The 18513-nt window shown below is 74.1% G+C and carries 18 protein-coding genes and 1 riboswitch; of the genes, 9 read left to right on the top strand and 9 right to left on the bottom strand.

The genetic code is table 11. The features are described 5' to 3' along the window. Positions 1-159 precede the first annotated feature (159 nt). Complete coding sequence (locus O7609_RS03750) at positions 160-1065, top strand: TIGR01777 family oxidoreductase (RefSeq protein ID WP_269733474.1); 906 nt, start codon at positions 160-162, stop codon at positions 1063-1065. Positions 1066-1117: 52 nt separating this feature from the next. Here O7609_RS03750 and O7609_RS03745 read toward each other — a convergent pair whose 3' ends face one another. After that, on the bottom strand, positions 1118-3202 hold the full coding sequence (locus O7609_RS03745; protein ID WP_269733473.1) for an MMPL family transporter: 2085 nt from the start codon (positions 3200-3202) through the stop codon (positions 1118-1120). A gap of 85 nt (positions 3203-3287) precedes the next feature. Here O7609_RS03745 and O7609_RS03740 point away from each other — a divergent pair, with 85 nt between their 5' ends. The 4 genes from O7609_RS03740 (at position 3288) to O7609_RS03725 (ending at position 7421) form a co-directional block, all read left to right on the top strand. Continuing rightward, entirely contained in the window at positions 3288-3794 is a 507-nt protein-coding gene (locus tag O7609_RS03740; RefSeq protein WP_443072055.1) for a MarR family winged helix-turn-helix transcriptional regulator, read from the top strand. Between the two features lie 116 nt (positions 3795-3910). Beyond that, on the top strand, positions 3911-5419 hold the full coding sequence (locus O7609_RS03735; RefSeq protein ID WP_269733472.1) for a cryptochrome/photolyase family protein: 1509 nt from the start codon (positions 3911-3913) through the stop codon (positions 5417-5419). A gap of 209 nt (positions 5420-5628) precedes the next feature. Further along, positions 5629-6978 (top strand): class II 3-deoxy-7-phosphoheptulonate synthase, encoded by a 1350-nt coding sequence (locus O7609_RS03730; protein ID WP_269733471.1) that lies wholly within the window; start codon positions 5629-5631, stop codon positions 6976-6978. A 191-nt stretch (positions 6979-7169) separates the two neighbouring features. Then, positions 7170-7421, top strand: coding sequence for a (2Fe-2S)-binding protein (locus tag O7609_RS03725; protein ID WP_269733470.1), 252 nt, complete (start codon positions 7170-7172; stop codon positions 7419-7421). Between the two features lie 27 nt (positions 7422-7448). Here O7609_RS03725 and bfr read toward each other — a convergent pair whose 3' ends face one another. Beyond that, complete coding sequence (gene bfr / locus O7609_RS03720) at positions 7449-7928, bottom strand: bacterioferritin (RefSeq protein WP_269733469.1); 480 nt, start codon at positions 7926-7928, stop codon at positions 7449-7451. 165 nt (positions 7929-8093) lie between these two features. Here bfr and O7609_RS03715 point away from each other — a divergent pair, with 165 nt between their 5' ends. Next, positions 8094-8717: a sulfite oxidase-like oxidoreductase gene (locus O7609_RS03715; protein ID WP_269733468.1), complete on the top strand. Its 624-nt coding sequence runs from the start codon at positions 8094-8096 to the stop codon at positions 8715-8717. 69 nt (positions 8718-8786) lie between these two features. On the opposite strand, the gene O7609_RS03710 is transcribed toward O7609_RS03715, so the two are convergent. From O7609_RS03710 to thiO, 7 genes are all read right to left on the bottom strand, one after another. Next, positions 8787-9692 (bottom strand): deoxyribonuclease IV, encoded by a 906-nt coding sequence (locus tag O7609_RS03710; protein WP_269737005.1) that lies wholly within the window; start codon positions 9690-9692, stop codon positions 8787-8789. Between the two features lie 48 nt (positions 9693-9740). Next, positions 9741-10610, bottom strand: a complete 870-nt coding sequence (locus O7609_RS03705; RefSeq protein WP_269733467.1) for a transglycosylase SLT domain-containing protein — start codon at positions 10608-10610, stop codon at positions 9741-9743. A gap of 423 nt (positions 10611-11033) precedes the next feature. Further along, on the bottom strand, positions 11034-12947 hold the full coding sequence (pknB, locus tag O7609_RS03700) for a Stk1 family PASTA domain-containing Ser/Thr kinase (protein WP_269733466.1): 1914 nt from the start codon (positions 12945-12947) through the stop codon (positions 11034-11036). A 125-nt stretch (positions 12948-13072) separates the two neighbouring features. Next, positions 13073-13414, bottom strand: coding sequence for a hypothetical protein (locus O7609_RS03695; protein WP_269733465.1), 342 nt, complete (start codon positions 13412-13414; stop codon positions 13073-13075). Positions 13415-13475: 61 nt separating this feature from the next. Beyond that, positions 13476-14327 (bottom strand): thiazole synthase, encoded by an 852-nt coding sequence (locus tag O7609_RS03690; RefSeq protein WP_269733464.1) that lies wholly within the window; start codon positions 14325-14327, stop codon positions 13476-13478. Between the two features lie 2 nt (positions 14328-14329). After that, positions 14330-14539: a sulfur carrier protein ThiS gene (gene thiS / locus O7609_RS03685; RefSeq protein ID WP_269733463.1), complete on the bottom strand. Its 210-nt coding sequence runs from the start codon at positions 14537-14539 to the stop codon at positions 14330-14332. After that, complete coding sequence (thiO, locus tag O7609_RS03680) at positions 14536-15744, bottom strand: glycine oxidase ThiO (RefSeq protein ID WP_269733462.1); 1209 nt, start codon at positions 15742-15744, stop codon at positions 14536-14538. Before thiO ends, thiS begins: the two co-directional genes overlap by 4 nt. Next, positions 15742-15852: riboswitch (TPP riboswitch) on the bottom strand. (Overlaps the previous gene by 3 nt.) A 113-nt stretch (positions 15853-15965) precedes the next feature. Here thiO and O7609_RS03675 point away from each other — a divergent pair. The 3 genes from O7609_RS03675 (at position 15966) to thiE (ending at position 18486) form a co-directional block, all read left to right on the top strand. Then, a complete protein-coding gene (locus tag O7609_RS03675) occupies positions 15966-17168 on the top strand; it encodes an NAD(P)/FAD-dependent oxidoreductase (RefSeq protein ID WP_269737004.1) in 1203 nt (400 codons plus the stop codon). A 68-nt stretch (positions 17169-17236) separates the two neighbouring features. After that, positions 17237-17602: an Rv2175c family DNA-binding protein gene (locus tag O7609_RS03670; protein WP_269733461.1), complete on the top strand. Its 366-nt coding sequence runs from the start codon at positions 17237-17239 to the stop codon at positions 17600-17602. Between the two features lie 158 nt (positions 17603-17760). Further along, a complete protein-coding gene (thiE, locus tag O7609_RS03665) occupies positions 17761-18486 on the top strand; it encodes a thiamine phosphate synthase (RefSeq protein ID WP_269733460.1) in 726 nt (241 codons plus the stop codon). Positions 18487-18513 lie beyond the last annotated feature (27 nt).

Genomic DNA, 18513 nt, shown 5'->3' with positions numbered 1-18513 from the left:
GGCGTCCCGGAGCGGGCCCGGGGCCGGACGGACAAGCGACGCGCAAGCGACGCGCCTTGCCCCGGGCGAGACGGGCGGGAAGCCTGGGAAACCGCACCGCCCTGCCGGACGGCGGCCCTCGCCCCGACGGCGGTCCGAGCGCATGACACGGAGGTAACTGTGCGGGTAGTGATCACCGGAGCCGGCGGCCTCATCGGGACGGCGCTGACGCGCTCGTTGCGCGGCGACGGCCACGAGGTCGTGCGTCTCGTGCGGCGTGCGCCGACGGCGGCCGACGAGGCGCGCTGGGACCCGGAGCGCGGCACGGTGGACCGCGCCGGGCTCCTCGGTGCCGACGCCGTGGTGCACCTGGCCGGGGCGGGCGTGGGGGACCGCCGGTGGACGGCCGCGTACAAGCGGCTGATCCGCGACAGCCGGGTGCGCGGCACGGCCACCCTCGCGGAGGCGCTGGCCTCCCTGGAGCAGCCGCCGCGCGTGCTGCTGTCCGCCAGCGGGATCAGCTACTACGGCGACACCGGAAGCCAGGCGGTGGACGAGACGGCACCGAGCGGCGACGGCTTCCTGGCCTCGGTGTGCCGGGACTGGGAGGCGGCCGCGGAACCGGCGCGACGGGCCGGGGTGCGCACGGTGTTCACCCGCACCGGCCTGGTGGTGTCCGGGGACGGCGGGGCGTGGGGCCGTCGCCTGATGCCGCTGTTCCGGGCCGGTCTCGGCGGCCGCGTCAGCCATGGCCGGCAGTACTGGAGCTGTGTCTCCCTGCACGACCACGTCGCCGCGCTCCGCCATCTGCTGGACCACCCGGACCTGGACGGGCCCGTCAACGTGACCGGCCCGAACCCGGTGACCAACCGGGAGGTGACGGCCGCCATGGGCCGGGTGCTGCGCCGTCCCACGCTGTTCACGGCCCCCGCACCCGCTCTGCGGCTCGCCCTGGGCGACTTCGCCGAGGAGCTGCTCGCCAGCACGCGTGTGCTCCCGAGCCGGCTGCTCGCCTCCGGTTTCACGTTCGCGCACCCCACCACCGAGGACGCCGTCCGGGCGGCGGCCACCGCCTCGCGCTCCTGAACCCGTCGGGGGGCTTCCGGCGGGATCCCGCCGGAAGCCCCCCGACGGGCTTTCAGCGGGAGCGCAGGGAGCTGGGCCACCACACGGTGGGCCCGATCCAGCGGACGAGGGCGGGGACGAGCAGAGAGCGGACGACGAGGGTGTCCAGGAGCACCCCGAAGGCGACGATGAACGCGATCTGCACGAGGAACGAGAGCGGGATGACGGCCAGGGCCGCGAAGGTCGCGGCCAGGACGACGCCCGCGGAGGTGATGACGCCGCCGGTCGCGGTGAGCCCCTTCAGGACCCCGGCGCGGGTGCCGGAGCGGAGGGTCTCCTCGCGGACGCGGGTCATGAGGAAGATGTTGTAGTCCACGCCGAGCGCGACGAGGAAGACGAAACCGTAGAGCGCGACGGACGGATCGGTGCCGGAGAAGCCGAAGAGGTGCTCGAAGACGAGGGCGGAGACGCCGAGTGTGGCGAAGAAGTTCAGCGCGACCGTCGCCACCAGCAGCACCGGCATGAGCAGGGAACGCAGCAGGAGGACGAGGATCAGCAGGATGATCGCCAGCACCACGGGGGTGATCACCGCGCGGTCGCGCTCGGCGGTCGTGCGGGTGTCGTAGGTCTGGGCGGTGTAGCCGCCGACCAGGGCCTCGGCCTCCGGTACGTCGACGGACTCGCGCAGGCGCTCCACCGTCTCCTGGGCCGCGTCGCTGTCGGCGGGGTCGGTCAGCGTCGCGTTGACCAGGACCCGGCCGTCGACGACGAGCGGCTCGCCGGCCCCGGGACGCGGCCCCTCGGTGAGCGGCCCGGCCTCGGAGACGCCCTCGGTCTCCCGGGCCGCCGCGGTCACCTCGTCCAGGGTGTCGGCGTCGGCGATGATGACCGCCGGGCTGCCGGAGCCCCCGGGGTAGTGCTCGCTCAGCACCTCCTGGGCGGCCACCGAGGGCGCGTCGTTGACGAAGGTCTCGCTCAGCGGTACCCCGTCGGTGCGCAGCTGACCGGCGAAGGCGGCGCAGAGGCACAGCGCCACCGTGGTGAGCGCCACGAGGCGGCGGGGGCGCCGGTCCACGAGCGAGGCCACGCGCTCCCACACACTGTGCGACCCGCCGCCCGGGGACGTGGGGTCACCCGGCTGCTTGGGGCGCGCCGGCCAGTAGGCGGCCCGGCCCAGCAGGGCGAGCGCCGCGGGCAGGAACGTGAGCGTCGTGAGGACGGCGCAGGCGACCCCGATCGCCCCGACGGGGCCGAGCGCCCGGTTGTTGGTGAGGTCGCTGAGGAGCAGTGCGAGCAGCCCGAGCGCGACGGTCGCGGCACTGGCCACGATCGCCCCCGCCGACCGGCGCGTCGCCGCGGCCATGGCCGCCAGCCTCGGCCGGCCGGCGGCCAGTTCCTCGCGGGCCCGGGCCGACAGCAGCAGGGCGTAGTCGGTGGCGGCCCCGATGACGAGGATGAACAGGATGCCCTGCACCTGGCCGTCCACCCGCACGACGTCGTTCTCGGCGAGCCGGTAGACGATCGCCGAGGCCGTCGACAGCGCGAGGACGGCGCTGGCCATGACGACCAGTGGCAGCAGCACGCTGCGGTACACCAGCAGGAGGATCAGCAGGACCACGCTGAGCGCGACGCCCAGCAGCAGTCCGTCGATCCCCGCGAAGGCCTCGCCGAGGTCGGCCTGGGTGGCGGCCGGTCCGGCGATGTACACGGTGGCGCCGGACACGGCGTCGGCCGCTTCCCGCACCGCGTCCACGGCGGTTCCGGTCTCCTCGCCCAGGTCACCGCGGAGCTGGACGAGGCCGCGGAGCGCCTCGCCGTCGTCGGAGGGCAGCGCCGGCGACGCCGGTCCCGTCACGCCCTCGATCTCGGCGACGGACGCCAGGGCGGCCTGGGCCTCCCGGCGCTGGTCCGCGGACACGGTGCCGTCGTCGGCGGTCCACACCACGATCGCCGGGACCGTGTCGTCCTGCCGGAACGCCTCCTGTTCCTCCAGCACACGGGTGGACTCGGCGCTGCGCGGCAGGAAGGAGGTCTGGTCGTTGGTCGCGACCTCGCCCAGCTTGCCCGCTGCGGGACCGACCACCCCGCCGAGAGCCAGCCAGGCCACGAGTAGTACGGCGGGCAGGAACCAGCGCAGAACGCGCGGTGAAGGGCGCACGGCACACCTCTCGGTCGAACGTGACCGCCGGACGCGGCCGGGAGCAGGTTATCTCAATCATTGAGAGATCTCGTAGGGTGGAGTGGTGAGAGCACACGAACCCCGGTCCACCGGCGGCGTGGACGGGCCGCCCGACGGTGAACTGCACACTCTGGCGGTGCTGCTGCGAGGCATCACCGGAAGCGTCACCCGGGCCGGGCAGGAGTTCGCCCGCGACCACGACCTGCACCACACCGACCTCCTCGCCCTCATCGCGATCCTGGACGGCGACGGGCACGGCGGCCCGCTGACCCCCGGCCGCCTGCGCGAACACCTCAACCTCACCTCGGGGGCCGTCAGCGCGTGCCTGGACCGCCTCGAACGAGGCGGGCACGTCACCCGGGTCCGCGACGCCGCCGACGGCCGCGTCGTACACCTCCACTACGCCCCCGCGGGCCGCGCCATCGCCCGCGAGGCGTTCCTCCCGCTCGCCCGGCACACCGACGCCGTGCGCCGTCGCTTCGCCCCCGAGGACATGGCCGTCGTCCTGCGCTTCCTCGGTGAGCTGAACGCCGCGCTGGACGAGCGGACGGACGAGGCCCCGGCCGACTAGCGGCCGGCCGACAAGCGCCCGACCCGGCTCGCGGCCGACCGGCGCGGCACCGCCGCCCGCCGGGGCCGACGCTCCACACTGACCGGTGACCACCGAGCAGGTAAGGAGGCGGCCACATGAGCGCCGACGCCGCGGACCAGGCGCCCTTCCACTGGCTGTTCGGCGATCAGCTGGGCCCGCACTTCCTGCGCCCGGGCGCCACCGCCGTCATCATCGAGGCCACGTCCGTCCTGCGGCGCAGGCGCTTCCACCGCGCCAAGGCCCACCTCGTGCTGTCCGCCATGCGCCACCGCGCGGCCGAACTCGGCGACCGCGTCCGCTACGTCCGCGCCGACACCTACCGCGAGGGGCTCTCCCGGGCGGTCGGCGACGCGCCCGTCACCGTCCACCACCCCACCTCCCACGCCGCGCTGCGCCTGGTGCGGTCGCTGCCGGGCGTCCGGGTACTGCCCCCGCGCGGGTTCCTGGTGCCCTTCGAGGACTTCGGGCGCTGGACGGAGTCCAGCGGCGGGAAGCGGCTGCGGATGGAGGACTTCTACCGCCGCGTCCGCCGGGACCACGACCTCCTCATGGACGGCGACGAGCCCGCCGGAGGCCGGTGGAACCTGGACGCCGACAACCGGGAGCCCCCGCCCCGGCGAGAGCCCGGGCTGCCGGTGCCCGGGCCCTACCTGCCCCGCGAGGACGCCATCGACGACGAGGTCCGCGCGGACCTCGACCGGTGGGAGGAGGAGGGACTGATCCGCTGCGTCGGCCGCGACGGCCCGCGCCTCTTCCCGGCCAGCCGGGCCGAGGCGCGCCGGGCCCTGCGCGCGTTCGTCGAACGCCGGCTGCCCACCTTCGGCCGGTGGGAGGACGCCATGCTCGCCGGGGACTGGGCCATGAGCCACAGCCTGCTCTCCGCCCCCCTCAACCTCGGCCTGCTCGACCCGGCCGAGTGCGTCGAGGCGGCCGAGCGCGCCTACCGCGAGGACCGGGCCCCGCTGAACTCCGTCGAGGGCTACGTCCGCCAGGTCGCCGGCTGGCGCGAGTACATGTGGCACCTGTACTGGCACCTCGGCCCCGCCTACCGGGACAGCAACGCCCTCGGCCACCACGGCGACCTGCCGGAGTGGTTCACCGAGCTGGACGCCGACGCCGTGGAGGCCCGGTGCCTGTCCACGGTGCTGGCGCAGGTCCGCGACCGGGGCTGGGTCCACCACATCCCGCGCCTGATGGTGCTCGGCAACTGGGCCCTCCAGCGGGGCTGGCACCCGGCCCGGGTCACGGACTGGTTCCACCGCTGCTTCGTCGACGGCTACGACTGGGTGATGCTCACCAACGTCATCGGCATGTCCCAGTACGCCGACGGCGGCCAGATCACCACCAAGCCCTACGCGGCCGGGGGCGCCTACATCAACCGGATGAGCGACCTGTGCGGCCCCTGTGCCTACCGCCCGGGTGACCGGACCGGGCAGCGGGCCTGCCCCTACACCGCCGGGTACTGGGCCTTCGTGCACCGGCACCGCGACCTGCTCGCCCACAACCACCGCACCGCCCGGGCCGTGCACCAGCTCGGGCGCCTGTCCGACGTCGACACCCTGCTCCAGGAGGAGGCGGATCGGCCCGGCACGGCGCCGCCGTGACGCGGGCCCCTGTCCTGACGGTGATCCCGGTTACACCCGCGGCTCGGCGCCGGCGGGTCCGGTCCGGGCGCGGCCCTGGGCGGCGGCGCCTGACCTGCGCCCCGAGGCGGGGCGGGGCGGGGCGGGCCTTTCGGGCGCTTCGTGGGACAGGCGTCTCATCAGGCGGTCGCGCGACAAATCGCTCGCGACGACACCGTAATCTGGTGTCCGTGACCGTGAACGCTGAGAGCAGCACCTCGACCGCCACCTGGCGAGACCTTCCCGCGGCGCAGCAGCCTGACTACCCGGACCCGAAGGCTCTGCGCGATGTGATCGCGGACCTCGAGTCCTATCCGCCGCTGGTCTTCGCCGGCGAGTGCGACCAGCTCAAGGACCGCCTGGCTGCCGTCGCCCGGGGCGAGGCGTTCCTGCTCCAGGGCGGTGACTGCGCGGAGGCCTTCGACGCGGTCTCCGCCGAGCACATCCGCAACAAGCTGAAGACCCTTCTCCAGATGGGCGCCGTCCTCACCTACGCCGGGTCGGTCCCGGTCGTGAAGGTGGGGCGCATCGCGGGCCAGTACAGCAAGCCCCGTTCCAAGCCGACCGAGACGCGGGACGGGGAGACGCTGCCCACCTACCGGGGCGACTCCGTCAACGGCTTCGAGTTCACCGCCGAGGCGCGCCGCCCCGACCCGGAGCGGCTCAAGCGCATGTACCAGGCCTCGGCCTCCACGCTGAACCTGGTGCGCGCGTTCACCACCGGCGGCTACGCGGACCTGCGCCAGGTGCACGCCTGGAACCAGGACTTCGTCAGGAACTCGCCGTCGGGTCAGCGCTACGAGGCCCTGGCCCGCGAGATCGACCGGGCGCTGAACTTCATGAACGCCTGCGGGGTGGACCCGGAGGAGTTCAAGACCGTCGAGTTCTTCGCCTCCCACGAAGCGCTCCTCCTGGACTACGAGGCGGCGCTCACCCGGGTCGACTCGCGCAGCGGCAAGCTCTACGACGTCTCCGGGCACATGGTCTGGATCGGGGAGCGCACCCGTCAGCTCGACCACGCGCACGTGGAGTTCTGTTCGCGGATCCGCAACCCGATCGGCGTCAAGCTCGGTCCGACGACGACGCCCGAGGAGGCGTTGGCGCTGATCGACAAGCTCGACCCGGACCGCGAGCCCGGCCGGCTCACGTTCATCGCGCGGATGGGCGCCGACAAGGTACGCGACCGCCTCCCCACGCTGGTGGAGAAGGTCACCGCCTCCGGGGCGCAGGTGGCGTGGGTGTCCGACCCCATGCACGGCAACACCTTCGAGGCGGCCTCCGGCCACAAGACGCGCCGCTTCGACGACGTGCTCGACGAGGTCAAGGGCTTCTTCGAGGTGCACAAGAGCCTCGGCACGCACCCGGGCGGCATTCACGTGGAGTTGACCGGTGACGACGTCACCGAGTGCGTGGGCGGCGGCGACGAGATCTTCGTCGACGACCTGCACCAGCGCTACGAGACGGCCTGCGACCCGCGGCTCAACCGGAGCCAGTCGCTGGACCTGGCCTTCCTGGTCGCCGAGATGTACCGGCACCAGTAGGCGGCCGGGCACCCGGCCGCCCGCGGCCGGTTCCGCCGAAACCGGGTACGACGTCACTGGGGCGTGGGTCACATCGATCCACGCCCCAGGCGTCTTTTGGAGCCGCCCTCGACAGGGTAAGGTTAGGTTAACCTTATTGATCATGCGGCTCGCTCGTTCCGGGCCCGACGAGCGGCCAGGGAGGTGTTCACGTGTTCGTCTGCTCGTGCTTCGGCATCACCGAGCAGCAGGTGCGTGAGCACGCCGACGCCGGGGCGTGTACGCCCCGGCAGATCGCCTCGGCCTGCAAGGCCGGCACCGACTGCGGCTCGTGCGTCCGCCGCATCCAGGGCATCCTCGGCCGAGGCGCCTGCCCCCGGCGCGAGCGCGTGGACAACGGGCTTCCGGCTCTGGCCGCGGAGCCCCAGCCGCAGTCCGCCGAACGGGTCGTCGAGGCGGCCTGATCCGCGGAGTTCCCGGGAGAGGGAGGGCTACTCGCTCGGCTGCTCGATGAGCTGGGCGATGTAGAGGGGTTCGCCGAGCTTCTCGATCAGTTCGAGCTGGGTGTCCAGGTAGTCGATGTGGTGCTCCTCGTCCTCGAGGATGTCCTCGAAGATGTTCGCCGAGGTGATGTCGCCCTTGGCGCGCATCACCTCGATGCCGCGCCGCAGCCGGTCGATGGCCTCGACCTCCACCTGCCGGTCCGCCTGGAACATCTCCGTGACGGTCTGCCCGACCCGCACGTGGAACAGCCGCTGGTAGTTGGGCAGAGCGTCCAGGAACAGGATGCGGTCCGTGAGCCGCTCGGCGTGCTTCATCTCGTCGAACGACTCGGCGCGCGTGTACTTCGCGAGCTTCGTCCAACCGAAGTTCTCCTGCATCTTGGAGTGCAGGAAGTACTGGTTGATCGCGGTCAGCTCGGCGGTGAGCTGCTCGTTCAGGAATTCGATGACCTCGGGGTCGCCCTGCATGACGCGAGCTCCTTCCAACAGCGAAGATCGGTAGGCGGTGCGCGCATCCTTGCACCCCGCGCCGACCACGTCCAGTAAGTGAAGGCTTACCGAAATGCCCTGATTCCAGGGGCCGGACGGGGGCTCGGCGTCCGGTCGCCGGAGCGGGTCTGTCACCATGGGGACATGGGTCAGCCGGAGAGCCGCGCAGCGGAGAACGCAGAGCTCCCGCCGGGTCAGCGAGTCCAGCGCGGCTGGCCGGTGACGCACTACGGACCCGTCCCGAAGTTCAAGCCGGAGCGCTGGGACTTCCGGGTCTTCGGCGCCACGGCGGACGGCGACAAGCGCGCCTGGACGCACGAGGAGTTCACCGCCCTCCCCTACGACACGGTCACCGCCGACCTGCACTGCGTGACGAAGTTCAGCATGCGCGGAGTGGAGTGGGGCGGGGTGCTGGCCCGTACCGTCCTCGACCTCGCGCCGCCCGCCGGCGACGTCACCCACGTCATGGTGTGGGCGGAGTACGGCTACAGCGCCAACCTGCGGCTCGCCGACTTCTCCGCCGAGCACGCCGTCTTCGCCACCCACCGGGCGGGCGAACTCCTCACCGCCGAGCACGGGTTCCCCGTCCGCCTCGTCGTGCCGCAGCTGTACGCCTGGAAGGGGCCCAAGTGGGTGCGGGGTGTGGAGTACATGACCGCCGACCGGCGCGGCTTCTGGGAGGAGCGCGGCTACCACAACCTCGGGGACCCCTGGCGCGAGCAGCGCTACTCCTATCAGGAGGAGCCGGGGGAGGGCCCCGAGCTGTGAGCCGCCGCGCGGGGGTCCGCCCGCGCGGCCCGGCCGCGGCCCCGGCCGCCCCGCCCGTCGGCGCCCCGATCAGGAGCGCAGGGCCTTGAGCCGCTCCACGTCGGCCCGGTGCCCGTCCTTCCCGCCCGGCGTCTCGATCACGAACGGCACCCCCGCCGTGGCGGGGTGGCGCAGCAGCTCCCCGAACGCCTCGGCACCGACGTGACCCGCGCCGATGTTCTCGTGCCGGTCCTTGTGCGCCCCGACGACGTCCTTGGAGTCGTTGGCGTGGACCAGCCGGAGCCGCCCCTCCCCGGCCACGTCGACGAGCTCGTCCAGCAGCTCCTTCGCGCCGCCCGGTGCGGCCAGGTCGTGCCCGGCCGCGAACGCGTGGCAGGTGTCCAGGCACACCCCGACCCGCGGATGCCCGTCCAGGGCGTCCAGGTACGGCCCCAGGTCCGCCATCAGCGAGCACAGCGAGGACCCCTGGCCGGCCGTGGGTTCCAGCAGCAGCCACGGGTCGTCGTCGTGCGTCAGCTCCGCCAGCAGTGGCCGCACCAGCTCCCGCACCTGGGCCAGCGCCACGGACCGCTCCCGGCCCCCCGTCGCCGACCCGGTGTGGACGACGACGCCACGCGCCCCGATCGCCCGTCCCCGCCGCAGTGAGTGGCGCAGTGACGCCACCGAGCGCTCGGCCGTCGCCGGGGTGTGCGAACCGAAGTTGATCAGGTACGGCGCATGGACGTACACCGGGACGTCCCCGGCCGCGCACGCCGCGCGGAACCGCTCGTCCTGCTCGGGGTCGCCGGAGGGCGTCGCCCAGCCGCGCGGGTTGGCCACGAAGACCTGCACCGCCTCGGCGCCCAGCTCCCGGGCGTAGGACAGACCGGTGGCGGCCAGTCCGCCGGCAACGGGGACATGACCGCCGATGGGATTGCGCGCGCGGCGCCCGGCCGGGCCGGACGCCGCGCGGTCGTCGTGCTGTTGTCGGGAGATGCTCACCCGCTCAGGGTGTCATCCCCGCTTCCGGCCGCTTCCGGCGGCTCAGTACGCCTTCCACACGTTGTCGATGGAGCCGTAGCGGTCGGCGGCGTAGTTGCAGGCCGCGACGATGTTGGCCACCGGGTCGTACTGGTCCTTGGCGGTGCCGGGCACCCAGTAGGCGTCGAACGTGGGCTTGATCACCTGGAGCAGGCCCTTGGAGGGCACGCCGTTGCGGGCGTTGATGTCCCAGTCGTTGATGGCGTTCGGGTCACCGCTGGACTCCCGCATGATGTTCCACTTGATGCGGTCGTAACTGCCCGGGATGTCGTGCTTGTCCATGATGTCCATGGCCTCGCGGATCCAGCCGTCGAGGTTGTCCGGGTACTGCTTCTCCGGCTTCGCGGCGGGCTTGGCCTCCCGCTTGCTGCGGTCGGCGGCGGCCCTGGACTCGCGCTCCTTCTCGGCCTTGGCCGCGGCGGCCTCCTTCTTGGCCTTCTCCGCGGCGGCCTGCTTCTCGGCCTGCTCGGCCGCCTTCTCCGCGGCGGCCTTCTGCTGGCTCTCGATGCTCCCCAGCTGGTTGCCCGCGCCGTGGTTCAGCGTGACGCCCGCGGGCCCCTCGGCCACGACGGTGTTCTCCTGGGCGGTGCTGGTGGACGGGACGAGCGCCAGGGCGACGGCCGCGGCGGCGGCGCCGGATATGGCGACCGCGGAGTGGCGCTGGTCGCGGGTGAGGTTGCGGGCGAAGCCCGGGAGGTCGCGAAGGTGGGCGGGCGTCTCGCGCAGGCGCTCGGGCACCTCGCGGAGCTGCGCGGGGACGGCCTTGATGTTCGCCTTGAGCTCCTGGAGGTAGCCGGGGAGCTCGTTGCGGAGGTGCTCCGGGATCATGCGGAGCTCGGTCGAAATCCTGGATTCCGGCTTGATGCTGGGCATGCGGGGTCGAACCTTCCGATCGCTGAGTCGCAGGCCTGAGCGGCGCGGAACCGTTCACGTCTACGGCGCCATGCGACGAGGACGATTGTTAGCGACCGGAAATCCGGCTGGCAAAGGTGTGACGTACGATCCGGCGTCGTAGTGAAGCGGGGCTACTTTGTCCCATTTAACCCATAGATGCGGGCGACATGTCCACTAAGCCCGGTCGTACGTGACGTGGGCCCTATGCGGCGGATCACAGCGGCGAGGGTCGCGAGGAACGCGCTGAAGTTGCTTCCGCACTCTCCGCTGACCGGTTTCGCGCCCCGTCAGGGACGCACACGGCGCGGCCCGCGATGCGCGGTCCGGGGCTGCCCTCCGCCCGGCGGGCGCGGCCGGGGCCGACCCCGCCCCGCGGGGGTCGGCCAAGCCGCCGGCCATGCCCTAGCGGACCCAGAGGGTGATGGTCGAGCCCTTGGGGGCCTTGTCGCCCCCGTCCACGGACTGGCTGAAGACCTCACCGGTGAACAAGATCTTCCGCACGGTGACCTCGAACCCGGCCTCCTCCAGCGCGGCGACCGCGTCGCCCTCGCCGCGGCCGGTCACGTCCGGCACGGTCACCATCTCGGGGCCCTTGGAGATCGTCAGCGTCACGGTGTCGCCATGGGCCCCGACGGCTCCCGCCTCGGGGGACTGCGCGGCCACAGAGCCCGCCTCGTGGTCCGAGTGCTCCTGCTCCTCGGCGAAGGTCACCGTGAACCCGGCCTTCTCCAGGGCGTCCCGGGCGTCGCCCCGGTCCGCTCCGGTGACCTCCGGCACCGGGATCCGCTCGCCCTTGGACACGACGAGCTCGATCGCCGTGCCCGGCCGCCTCTCCGTCCCGGCCGGCGGCTTCGTGCGGATCACGGCACCGCGCTCGACGGAGGTGCTGAACTCCCGGGTCACCGTCGTCGGCTCCAGTCCGGCGTCCTCGAGGGCCCGCCGGGCCTCCGTCAGCCGCACGTCCCGGAGCTCCGGGACGGCCACGACCTCGGGGCCCAGCGAGACGCTGATCGTCACCGTGCCGTCGTCCCGGACGCGGGTGCCGGGCGCCGGATCGCTGCCGACCACCAGACCGCGGTCGACCGAGGCGCTGTGCACCTCCTCCACCCGTACCCGCAGGCCCGCGTCGGCGAGCGTGCGCTTCGCCTCGGCGCTGGGCATCCGCAGCACGCTGGGCGTCTGCGTGAACTGCCCGGAGTTGATGTACCAGACCCCGGCGCCGACCCCGGCGATCAGGAGCAGCACCAGCGCGGCGAGGAGGAAGGGGGAGCGGCGCCGCGGGCCGCCGTGGCCCGATGTCGGCTCCGGCTCCTCCAGGCGCGGCAGCAGCGGGACGGGCGGCAGCACGCTGGTGTGCTCCGGTGCCGCGCCGGTCCGCCCGACCCGGGGCAGGACCGTCGTCGCCGAGTCCTCCCCGGGTTCGGTGCCGCACGTCCGGGCCGCCGGGGGCAGCAGATCGAGCTCGGCGTCGGCGAGCCGGGCCGTGACGGCCCGCAGCTCGGCCAGCATGGCGGCCGCGTCGGCCGGGCGGGCCGCCCGGTCCCGCGCGGTGCCCCGCGCCACCAGCTCGTCCAGGGCCCCCGCCAGGCCCGGCACGACCGCCGACGGCGGCGGCACGTCCTGCCGCAGGTGCAGGTAGAGCACCTGCGCCGGGGTGTCGCCGGTGTGCGGCTTGGTTCCGGTCAGCATCTCGTAGAGCATCACGCCGCAGGCGTACACGTCGGCGCCCGGGTCCGCGAGGCCGTGCTCGATGTGCTCGGGGGCGAGGTAGGACACCGTGCCCATGACCGACGTCGTGGAGAGCGCGGTCTGCGCGTCGACGGCGCGGACGAGACCGAAGTCCGCGACCTTCACCCGGCCGTCGTCGCCGATGAGGACGTTCTCCGGCTTCATGTCCCGGTGCACCAGCCCGGCCCGGTGGGCGGCGCCCAGCGCGGCCAGTATCGGTTCCAGGATGTCCAGCGCCGCACGGGGCTGGAGCGCCCCGCGCCGCGCCAGCACGTCCCGCAGCGTGCACCCGGCGACGTACTCCATCGCCAGGTAGACGCAGGAGCCGTCCATGCCCTGGTCGAAGACGTTCACGACGTTGGGGTGGTCCAGTCGCGCGACGGCCTTGGCCTCCCGGATGAACCGCTCCACGAAGGAACCGTCGTGCACGAGGGAGGGGTGCATCACCTTCAGGGCGAGGACGCGCTCCAGCCGGGTGTCCACCGCCCGGTAGACGGTCGCCATGCCCCCGGCCGCGATCCGCGCCTCGACGCGGTACCGCCCGTCCAGCACCTGGCCGATCATCGGGTCCTGAAGGGTCGCATCCACAGGGCGAGTCTACGAGCCGGTACCGGCACCGGAGCCGGACGGCCGGTGACCGCGCCGCACTGCAGCGGAACGGTGACGAACCCGATCCCGTCCCGTGGCTCGCCCGCCCGGTGGCGGGAACGCCCTCAGTCGACGAGGGACCCTTCGAGCATGCCGCCGCCCTCGCGCATGTAGGCGCACAGCACTCCGCGCTGGCCGCTGAGCTCCCAGCCCTCGGGCGAGGGCAGCAGGAGGCAGTGGGTCAGATCCCCGGGCGCCGCGTCACCGGCCGGGTATCCGTAGTGCTCCAGGCAGCCCGTCGACGCCCAGGGCCCGGCGTCCTCGTATCCGCCGGGCTCGGGGAGGTCCAACGCGCCGATGGCCGGACCGTTGGGCCCCGACGGTGGCGGGGCCGACGCCCACCCCGGCCGGGGGTCGGCGGGCTGCTCGTGCGGTGCGGTGTCCTGCTGCGGCGGGCTGGGTCTCATAGAGCGCGTCGTGTCCTGTTCGGCGGTCCGTCGGGTGGGCGCCGAAGATCGTACGGGTGTCCTAGAACGCAGGACGCTCCGGGTCCAGGGCGGCGACGCCCTCCTCCGGGGACGAGGCGCGGGCGAAGTGGCGCCGGGGGATGCGGCCCGCCCGGTGGGCGAGGCGCCCGGCCTCGGCGGCGTGCCGCATGGCGGTGGCCATGAGCACGGGCTCCTGGGCGCGGGTCACGGCGGAGGCCAGCATCACCGCGGCGCAGCCCAGCTCCATCGCCAGCGCCACGTCGGACGCCGTTCCCGCGCCCGCGTCGAGGATGACGGGGACGCCGGCGCGCTCCGCGATGAGCTCGAAGTTGTGCGGGTTGCGGATGCCGAGGCCCGAGCCGATGGGGGAGCCCAGTGGCATCACCGCGGCGCAGCCCACGTCCTCCAGCCTGCGGGCGAGGACGGGGTCGTCGTTGGTGTAGGGGAGGACGGTGAAGCCGTCGTCGACGAGGGTCTCGGCCGCGTCCAGGGTCTCCACCGGGTCCGGCAGGAGGGTGCGCTCGTCGGCGATGACCTCCAGCTTCACCAGGTCGGTGCCGAGCGCCTCCCGGGCCAGCCGGGCGGTGAGCACGGCCTCGCCCGCGGTGAAGCAGCCCGCCGTGTTGGGCAGGACGCGGATGCCCAGGCGGTCGAGGACGGAGAGCACCGAGCCCTGGACGCCGGGGTCGACCCGGCGCATGGCCACCGTGGTCAGCTCGGTGCCGGAGGCGGTGAGGGCGCGCTCCATGACCTCCAGGCTCGGGGCGCCGCCGGTGCCCATGATGAGCCGCGAGGAGAGGGTGAGGCCGCCGATGGTCAGCGGATCGTCGGCTCCCGGGGCCGCGGCGCCCCGGGCGGCCGCCGGATCGGGGGCGGTGGTGTCCGCGGTCATGGTCAGCCTCCCTGGACGGCGGTGAGGACCTCCACGCGGTCGCCGTCGGCGAGCCGGGTGGCGGCCCAGCGGCCCCGCGGCACGACCGTCTCGTTGACGGCGGCGGCGACGCCGGAGGGTGCGGTGGTCAGAGCGGAGACGAGGGCGTCCAGCGTCAGCCCGGCGGGCTCCGAGCGCTCCTCGCCGTTGACGCGGATGGTCACACGGCTCATGCTGGCAGCTCCTGCCTGGAACGGGGGGTGGACGAGGACGCGGCGGTGCCGCGGGGAGCCGCGACGCCGGCGGGCGCGAACCGGGCCGGGCCGAACGGCCGGGCCACCTCCGGCAGCAGCCCGGTGGCCAGCGACTCCGCCAGCGCGTCGCCCGTCACGGGGGCGAGCAGCACCCCGTTGCGGTAGTGGCCGGTGGCGAGCTGGAGCCCCGGGAGGGCGCTCGGCCCGAGCAGCGGAGCGTTGTCGGGGGAGCCCGGGCGCAGCCCGGCGCACGTCTCCACCAGCGGCAGCTCGGTGAGCCCCGGCACCAGTTCGTGCGCGTCCCGCAGCAGCTCGTACACGCCCCCGGCCGTGACGGTGGTGTCCCAGCCCAGTTCCTCGCTGGTGGCGCCGAGGACCAGTTCCCCGCTCTCCCGTGGCACCAGGTACACCTGCCCGCCGCGGACCACCGCCCGCACGGTACGGGAGAGGAACGGCGGGCCGGGCGCCTTCGGCATCCGCAGCCGCAGCACCTGCCCCTTGACCGGCCGTACCGGCGGCACGACGTCCTCGGGCACGCCGGGCAGCCGGACGCTCTCGCTGCCCCCGGCCAGCACGACCGTGTCCCCGGTCAGCTCGGCGCCGTCGTCGAGCCGTACGCCCACCGCGCGGCCGCCGCCGTCCCCCGCGAGCAGCAGCCGCTCGGCCCGCGCCCGGCGGAACGCGACCCCGGCCCGCCCGCCGGCCGTCAGCAGCGCGGAGGCCAGCCGCCTCGGGTCGACCTGGTGGTCGCCGTCCACCCGCAGCCCGCCGCGGACGCCGGGGGCGAGCATCGGCTCCAGCCGTCGGCACTCCCGCCCGGAGAGCCACTGGGTGTCCAGCCCGCAGCGCTGCTGGAGCGCGTGCAGCTCCCGCAGGTGCGCGCGGTCGTCGGAGTCCAGGGCGACGGCGAGGGTGCCGCAGGCGCGGTAGCCCACGTCCTGGCCGGCGGCCTCGGCCAGCTCCTCGGCGAACGTGGCGTAGCGCTCGGCCGAGGCGAGGTTGAGGGCGAGCAGTCCCTCCTCGCCGTAGTGCAGTTCGGTCACCGCGGCGAGCATCCCGGCAGCCACCCGGGCGGCTCCGCCGCCCGGTGCCGGGTCCACGACGCTCACCCGCATTCCGCGTTGGGCCGCCCGCCAGGCCGTCACCAGCCCGATCACGCCGCCGCCCACGATCACCACGTGCATGGGTGTCCAGCTCCTCCCTTCGCCGGCATGACCCGGATCAGGTTCCTACGGTCGGAGGCCTCCGCCTCCCTCTCAGCCCGGCCCGCCGGGCTCCCGCGTGTGCGTTGCGACGAACACCCTACTGCGGGGGCCTGCGGGCACCGAAGCGGGAGTTCTAGAGTGATCGTGTGACCTCACGCAGCCAGCAGACCCGCCAGCGCGTCGTGATCGTCGGCGCCGGAATGGCCGGGGTACAGACCGCGGTGCAACTCCGCGAGCAGGGCTGGCCCGGTGCCGTCACCCTGCTCGGGGCCGAACCGCATCCCCCGTACGACCGGCCGCCCCTGTCCAAGGCGGTGCTCAGCGGCAAGGCCGAGGGCTCCGCGTTCGACGTGGACTTCGGCGCGCTGGGCGTCGGGCTGGAGCTGGGCCGCCGGGTCACCCGGCTGCGGCCGGAGGCGCACGAGGCCGACACCGAGCAGGGGCCGGTCGGTTACGACCGCCTCGTCATCGCCAGCGGCGCCGAGCCGGTGCCGCTGCCCGGCAGCGAGGACGTGCCGGGGCTGCACCTGCTGCGCACCCTGGACGACGCCGAGCGGCTGCGCCCCGTCCTGCGCGAGCGGCGGCGCGTGGTCATCGTCGGCGCCGGCTGGATCGGGGCCGAGTTCGCCACCGCCGCCCGGGAGGCCGGGTGCCCGGTCACCGTCGTCGAGGCGGCACCGCATCCCCTGGCGGGGGCGCTGCCCGGCGGGGTCGCCGACCGGATGCGCGGCTGGTACGCGGAGAGCGGGGCGGAGCTGATCACGGGGGTGGCGGTCGCCCGGGTCCACCCCGAGGCCGAGCGCAAGGTGGAGCTGGCCGACGGACGGACGCTGCCGGCCGACGCCGTCGTCGTCGGCATCGGCGCCCGCCCCGCCACCGACTGGCTGGCCCGGTCCGGGGTCGACCGCGCGGCGGACGGCTCGGTCCTCGCCGACGAGCGGCTGCGCACCTCGGTGCCGGACGTCTACGCCGTGGGCGACTGCGCCTCCTTCCCGTCCGCCCGCTACGGCCGCAGGCTGCTCGTCCACCACTGGGACAACGCGCTCAACGGCCCGCGGACCGTCGCCGCGGGCATCGTGGGCGAGGTGGCCCAGGCCATCGCGGCGTTCCCGCCCGTCGCCCTCTACGACCCGGTGCCGTACTTCTGGTCGGAGCAGTTCGGCCGGTTCGTGCAGTACGCCGGGTACCACAGCGCCACCGACGAGGTGCTGTGGCGCGGGGATCCGGACGGCGCCTCGTGGGCGGTGTGCTGGCTGGAGCAGGGCGTGCTCAACGCCCTGCTCGCCGTGGGCCGCCCGCGTGACCTGGCCCAGGGGCGGCGGCTCATCGAACGCCGGACCGCGCTCGACCCGAAGCTGGCCGCCGACCCCTCCGTGCCGCTGAAGAAGGCGGTGCTCGGCTGACGGCGGCCCGCCCACGCGGGCGGCCGTCGCGGTGCCGGATGTCGTCGGCGGATGGCAGGCTAGGGGGCGTGACCGAGATTGACGCGAAGATTGATGCTCTCGTCCCCGCCTGGTTCAACCTCCCCGACGTGGCGGAGAAGCTGGACGTCGAGGTGACGCGGGTTCGGCAGCTGGTCAAGGAAGGGCAGCTCCTCGCGGTGCGCCGCGGCGAGAACCGGGTCCTGATGGTCCCCGCCGACTTCATCGGCGAGGGGCGTATCGTCAAGGGCCTGGCCGGCACGCTGACCCTGCTGAGGGACGACGGCTTCAGCGACGAGGAGATGCTGGAGTGGCTCTTCACCCCGGACGACAGCCTGCCCGGCACCCCGACGCAGGCGCTGCGGGAGAACCGCGGCACCGAGGTGAAGCGCCGCGCGCAGGCGCTCGCCGTCTAGGGCGCCCCACGCCCTGAGACCGGTGGCCGGGCCGACCGCGGTCCTGCGGCGGCCGGCCGCCGCAACGAACCGAAGACCGTCCGACGGCGGGCCCGGGTAGCCCACGCCCACGGGCGCCGGCACCCCGGGCCCGCCGTCCCACCAGGGGGGAACTCCTCATGCCCGCGTCGTCCGCACCGTCCGCCACCGCGTCCGGTGGTACCGCCACGGCGGCCGGCCCCGGCTCCGCCGCCCGGCGGCTCGCCGACGCCCGGCTGTACCTGTGCACCGACGCCCGCACCCGGCAGGGGGACCTGCCGGAGTTCCTCGACGCCGTGCTCGCCGGCGGCGTGGACATCGTCCAGCTCCGCGACAAGGGCATGGAGGCGGGGGAGGAGCTGCGGCACCTGGCCGTCTTCGCGGAGGCCTGCCGCCGCCACGGCAAGCTCCTCGCCGTCAACGACCGGGCCGACGTCGCGCACGCCGTCGGCGCCGACGTGCTGCATCTGGGGCAGCGGGACCTGCCCGTCCCCGCGGCCCGCGCCATCCTCGGCCCGACCCCCGACGACGTGCTCGTCGGCCGCTCCACCCACGCCGAGGCCGAGGTCGACGCCGCCCTCACCGACGAGGGCGTGGACTACTTCTGCACCGGCCCCTGCTGGCCCACCCCCACCAAGCCCGGGCGGCACGCTCCCGGGCTGTCGCTCGTGCGCCACGCCGCCGAACGCGTCGACGCGCTCGGCAGCGAGCGCCCCTGGTTCGCCATCGGCGGCATCGACGCGACCAACCTGGACGCCGTGCTGGACGCCGGCGCCCGGCGCGTGGTCGTCGTCCGCGCACTGACGGAGGCCGCCGACCCGCGGGCCGCCGCCAGAGCTCTCGCCGAGCGGCTGCGAGCCCGCTGACCCGGGGCCACCGGCGGACTCCGGCGG

Origin of the sequence: Streptomyces sp. WMMC1477 (genome assembly GCF_027460245.1) — a bacterium.
In the GTDB taxonomy this organism is placed as follows: Bacteria; Actinomycetota; Actinomycetes; order Streptomycetales; family Streptomycetaceae; genus Streptomyces.
This window is presented reverse-complemented; position numbering and strand designations above follow the sequence as displayed.

Coding starts and splice junctions, on each gene's coding strand:
- O7609_RS03735 (WP_269733472.1), top strand. CDS start 3,911: ATGAGCGCCGACGCCGCGGACCAGGCGCCCTTCCACTGGCTGTTCGGC.
- bfr (WP_269733469.1), bottom strand. CDS start 7,928: ATGCAGGGCGACCCCGAGGTCATCGAATTCCTGAACGAGCAGCTCACC.
- O7609_RS03715 (WP_269733468.1), top strand. CDS start 8,094: ATGGGTCAGCCGGAGAGCCGCGCAGCGGAGAACGCAGAGCTCCCGCCG.
- O7609_RS03705 (WP_269733467.1), bottom strand. CDS start 10,610: ATGCCCAGCATCAAGCCGGAATCCAGGATTTCGACCGAGCTCCGCATG.
- O7609_RS03695 (WP_269733465.1), bottom strand. CDS start 13,414: ATGAGACCCAGCCCGCCGCAGCAGGACACCGCACCGCACGAGCAGCCC.
- O7609_RS03690 (WP_269733464.1), bottom strand. CDS start 14,327: ATGACCGCGGACACCACCGCCCCCGATCCGGCGGCCGCCCGGGGCGCC.
- thiS (WP_269733463.1), bottom strand. CDS start 14,539: ATGAGCCGTGTGACCATCCGCGTCAACGGCGAGGAGCGCTCGGAGCCC.
- thiO (WP_269733462.1), bottom strand. CDS start 15,744: ATGCACGTGGTGATCGTGGGCGGCGGCGTGATCGGGCTGGTGACGGCC.
- O7609_RS03675 (WP_269737004.1), top strand. CDS start 15,966: ATGGCCGGGGTACAGACCGCGGTGCAACTCCGCGAGCAGGGCTGGCCC.
- thiE (WP_269733460.1), top strand. CDS start 17,761: ATGCCCGCGTCGTCCGCACCGTCCGCCACCGCGTCCGGTGGTACCGCC.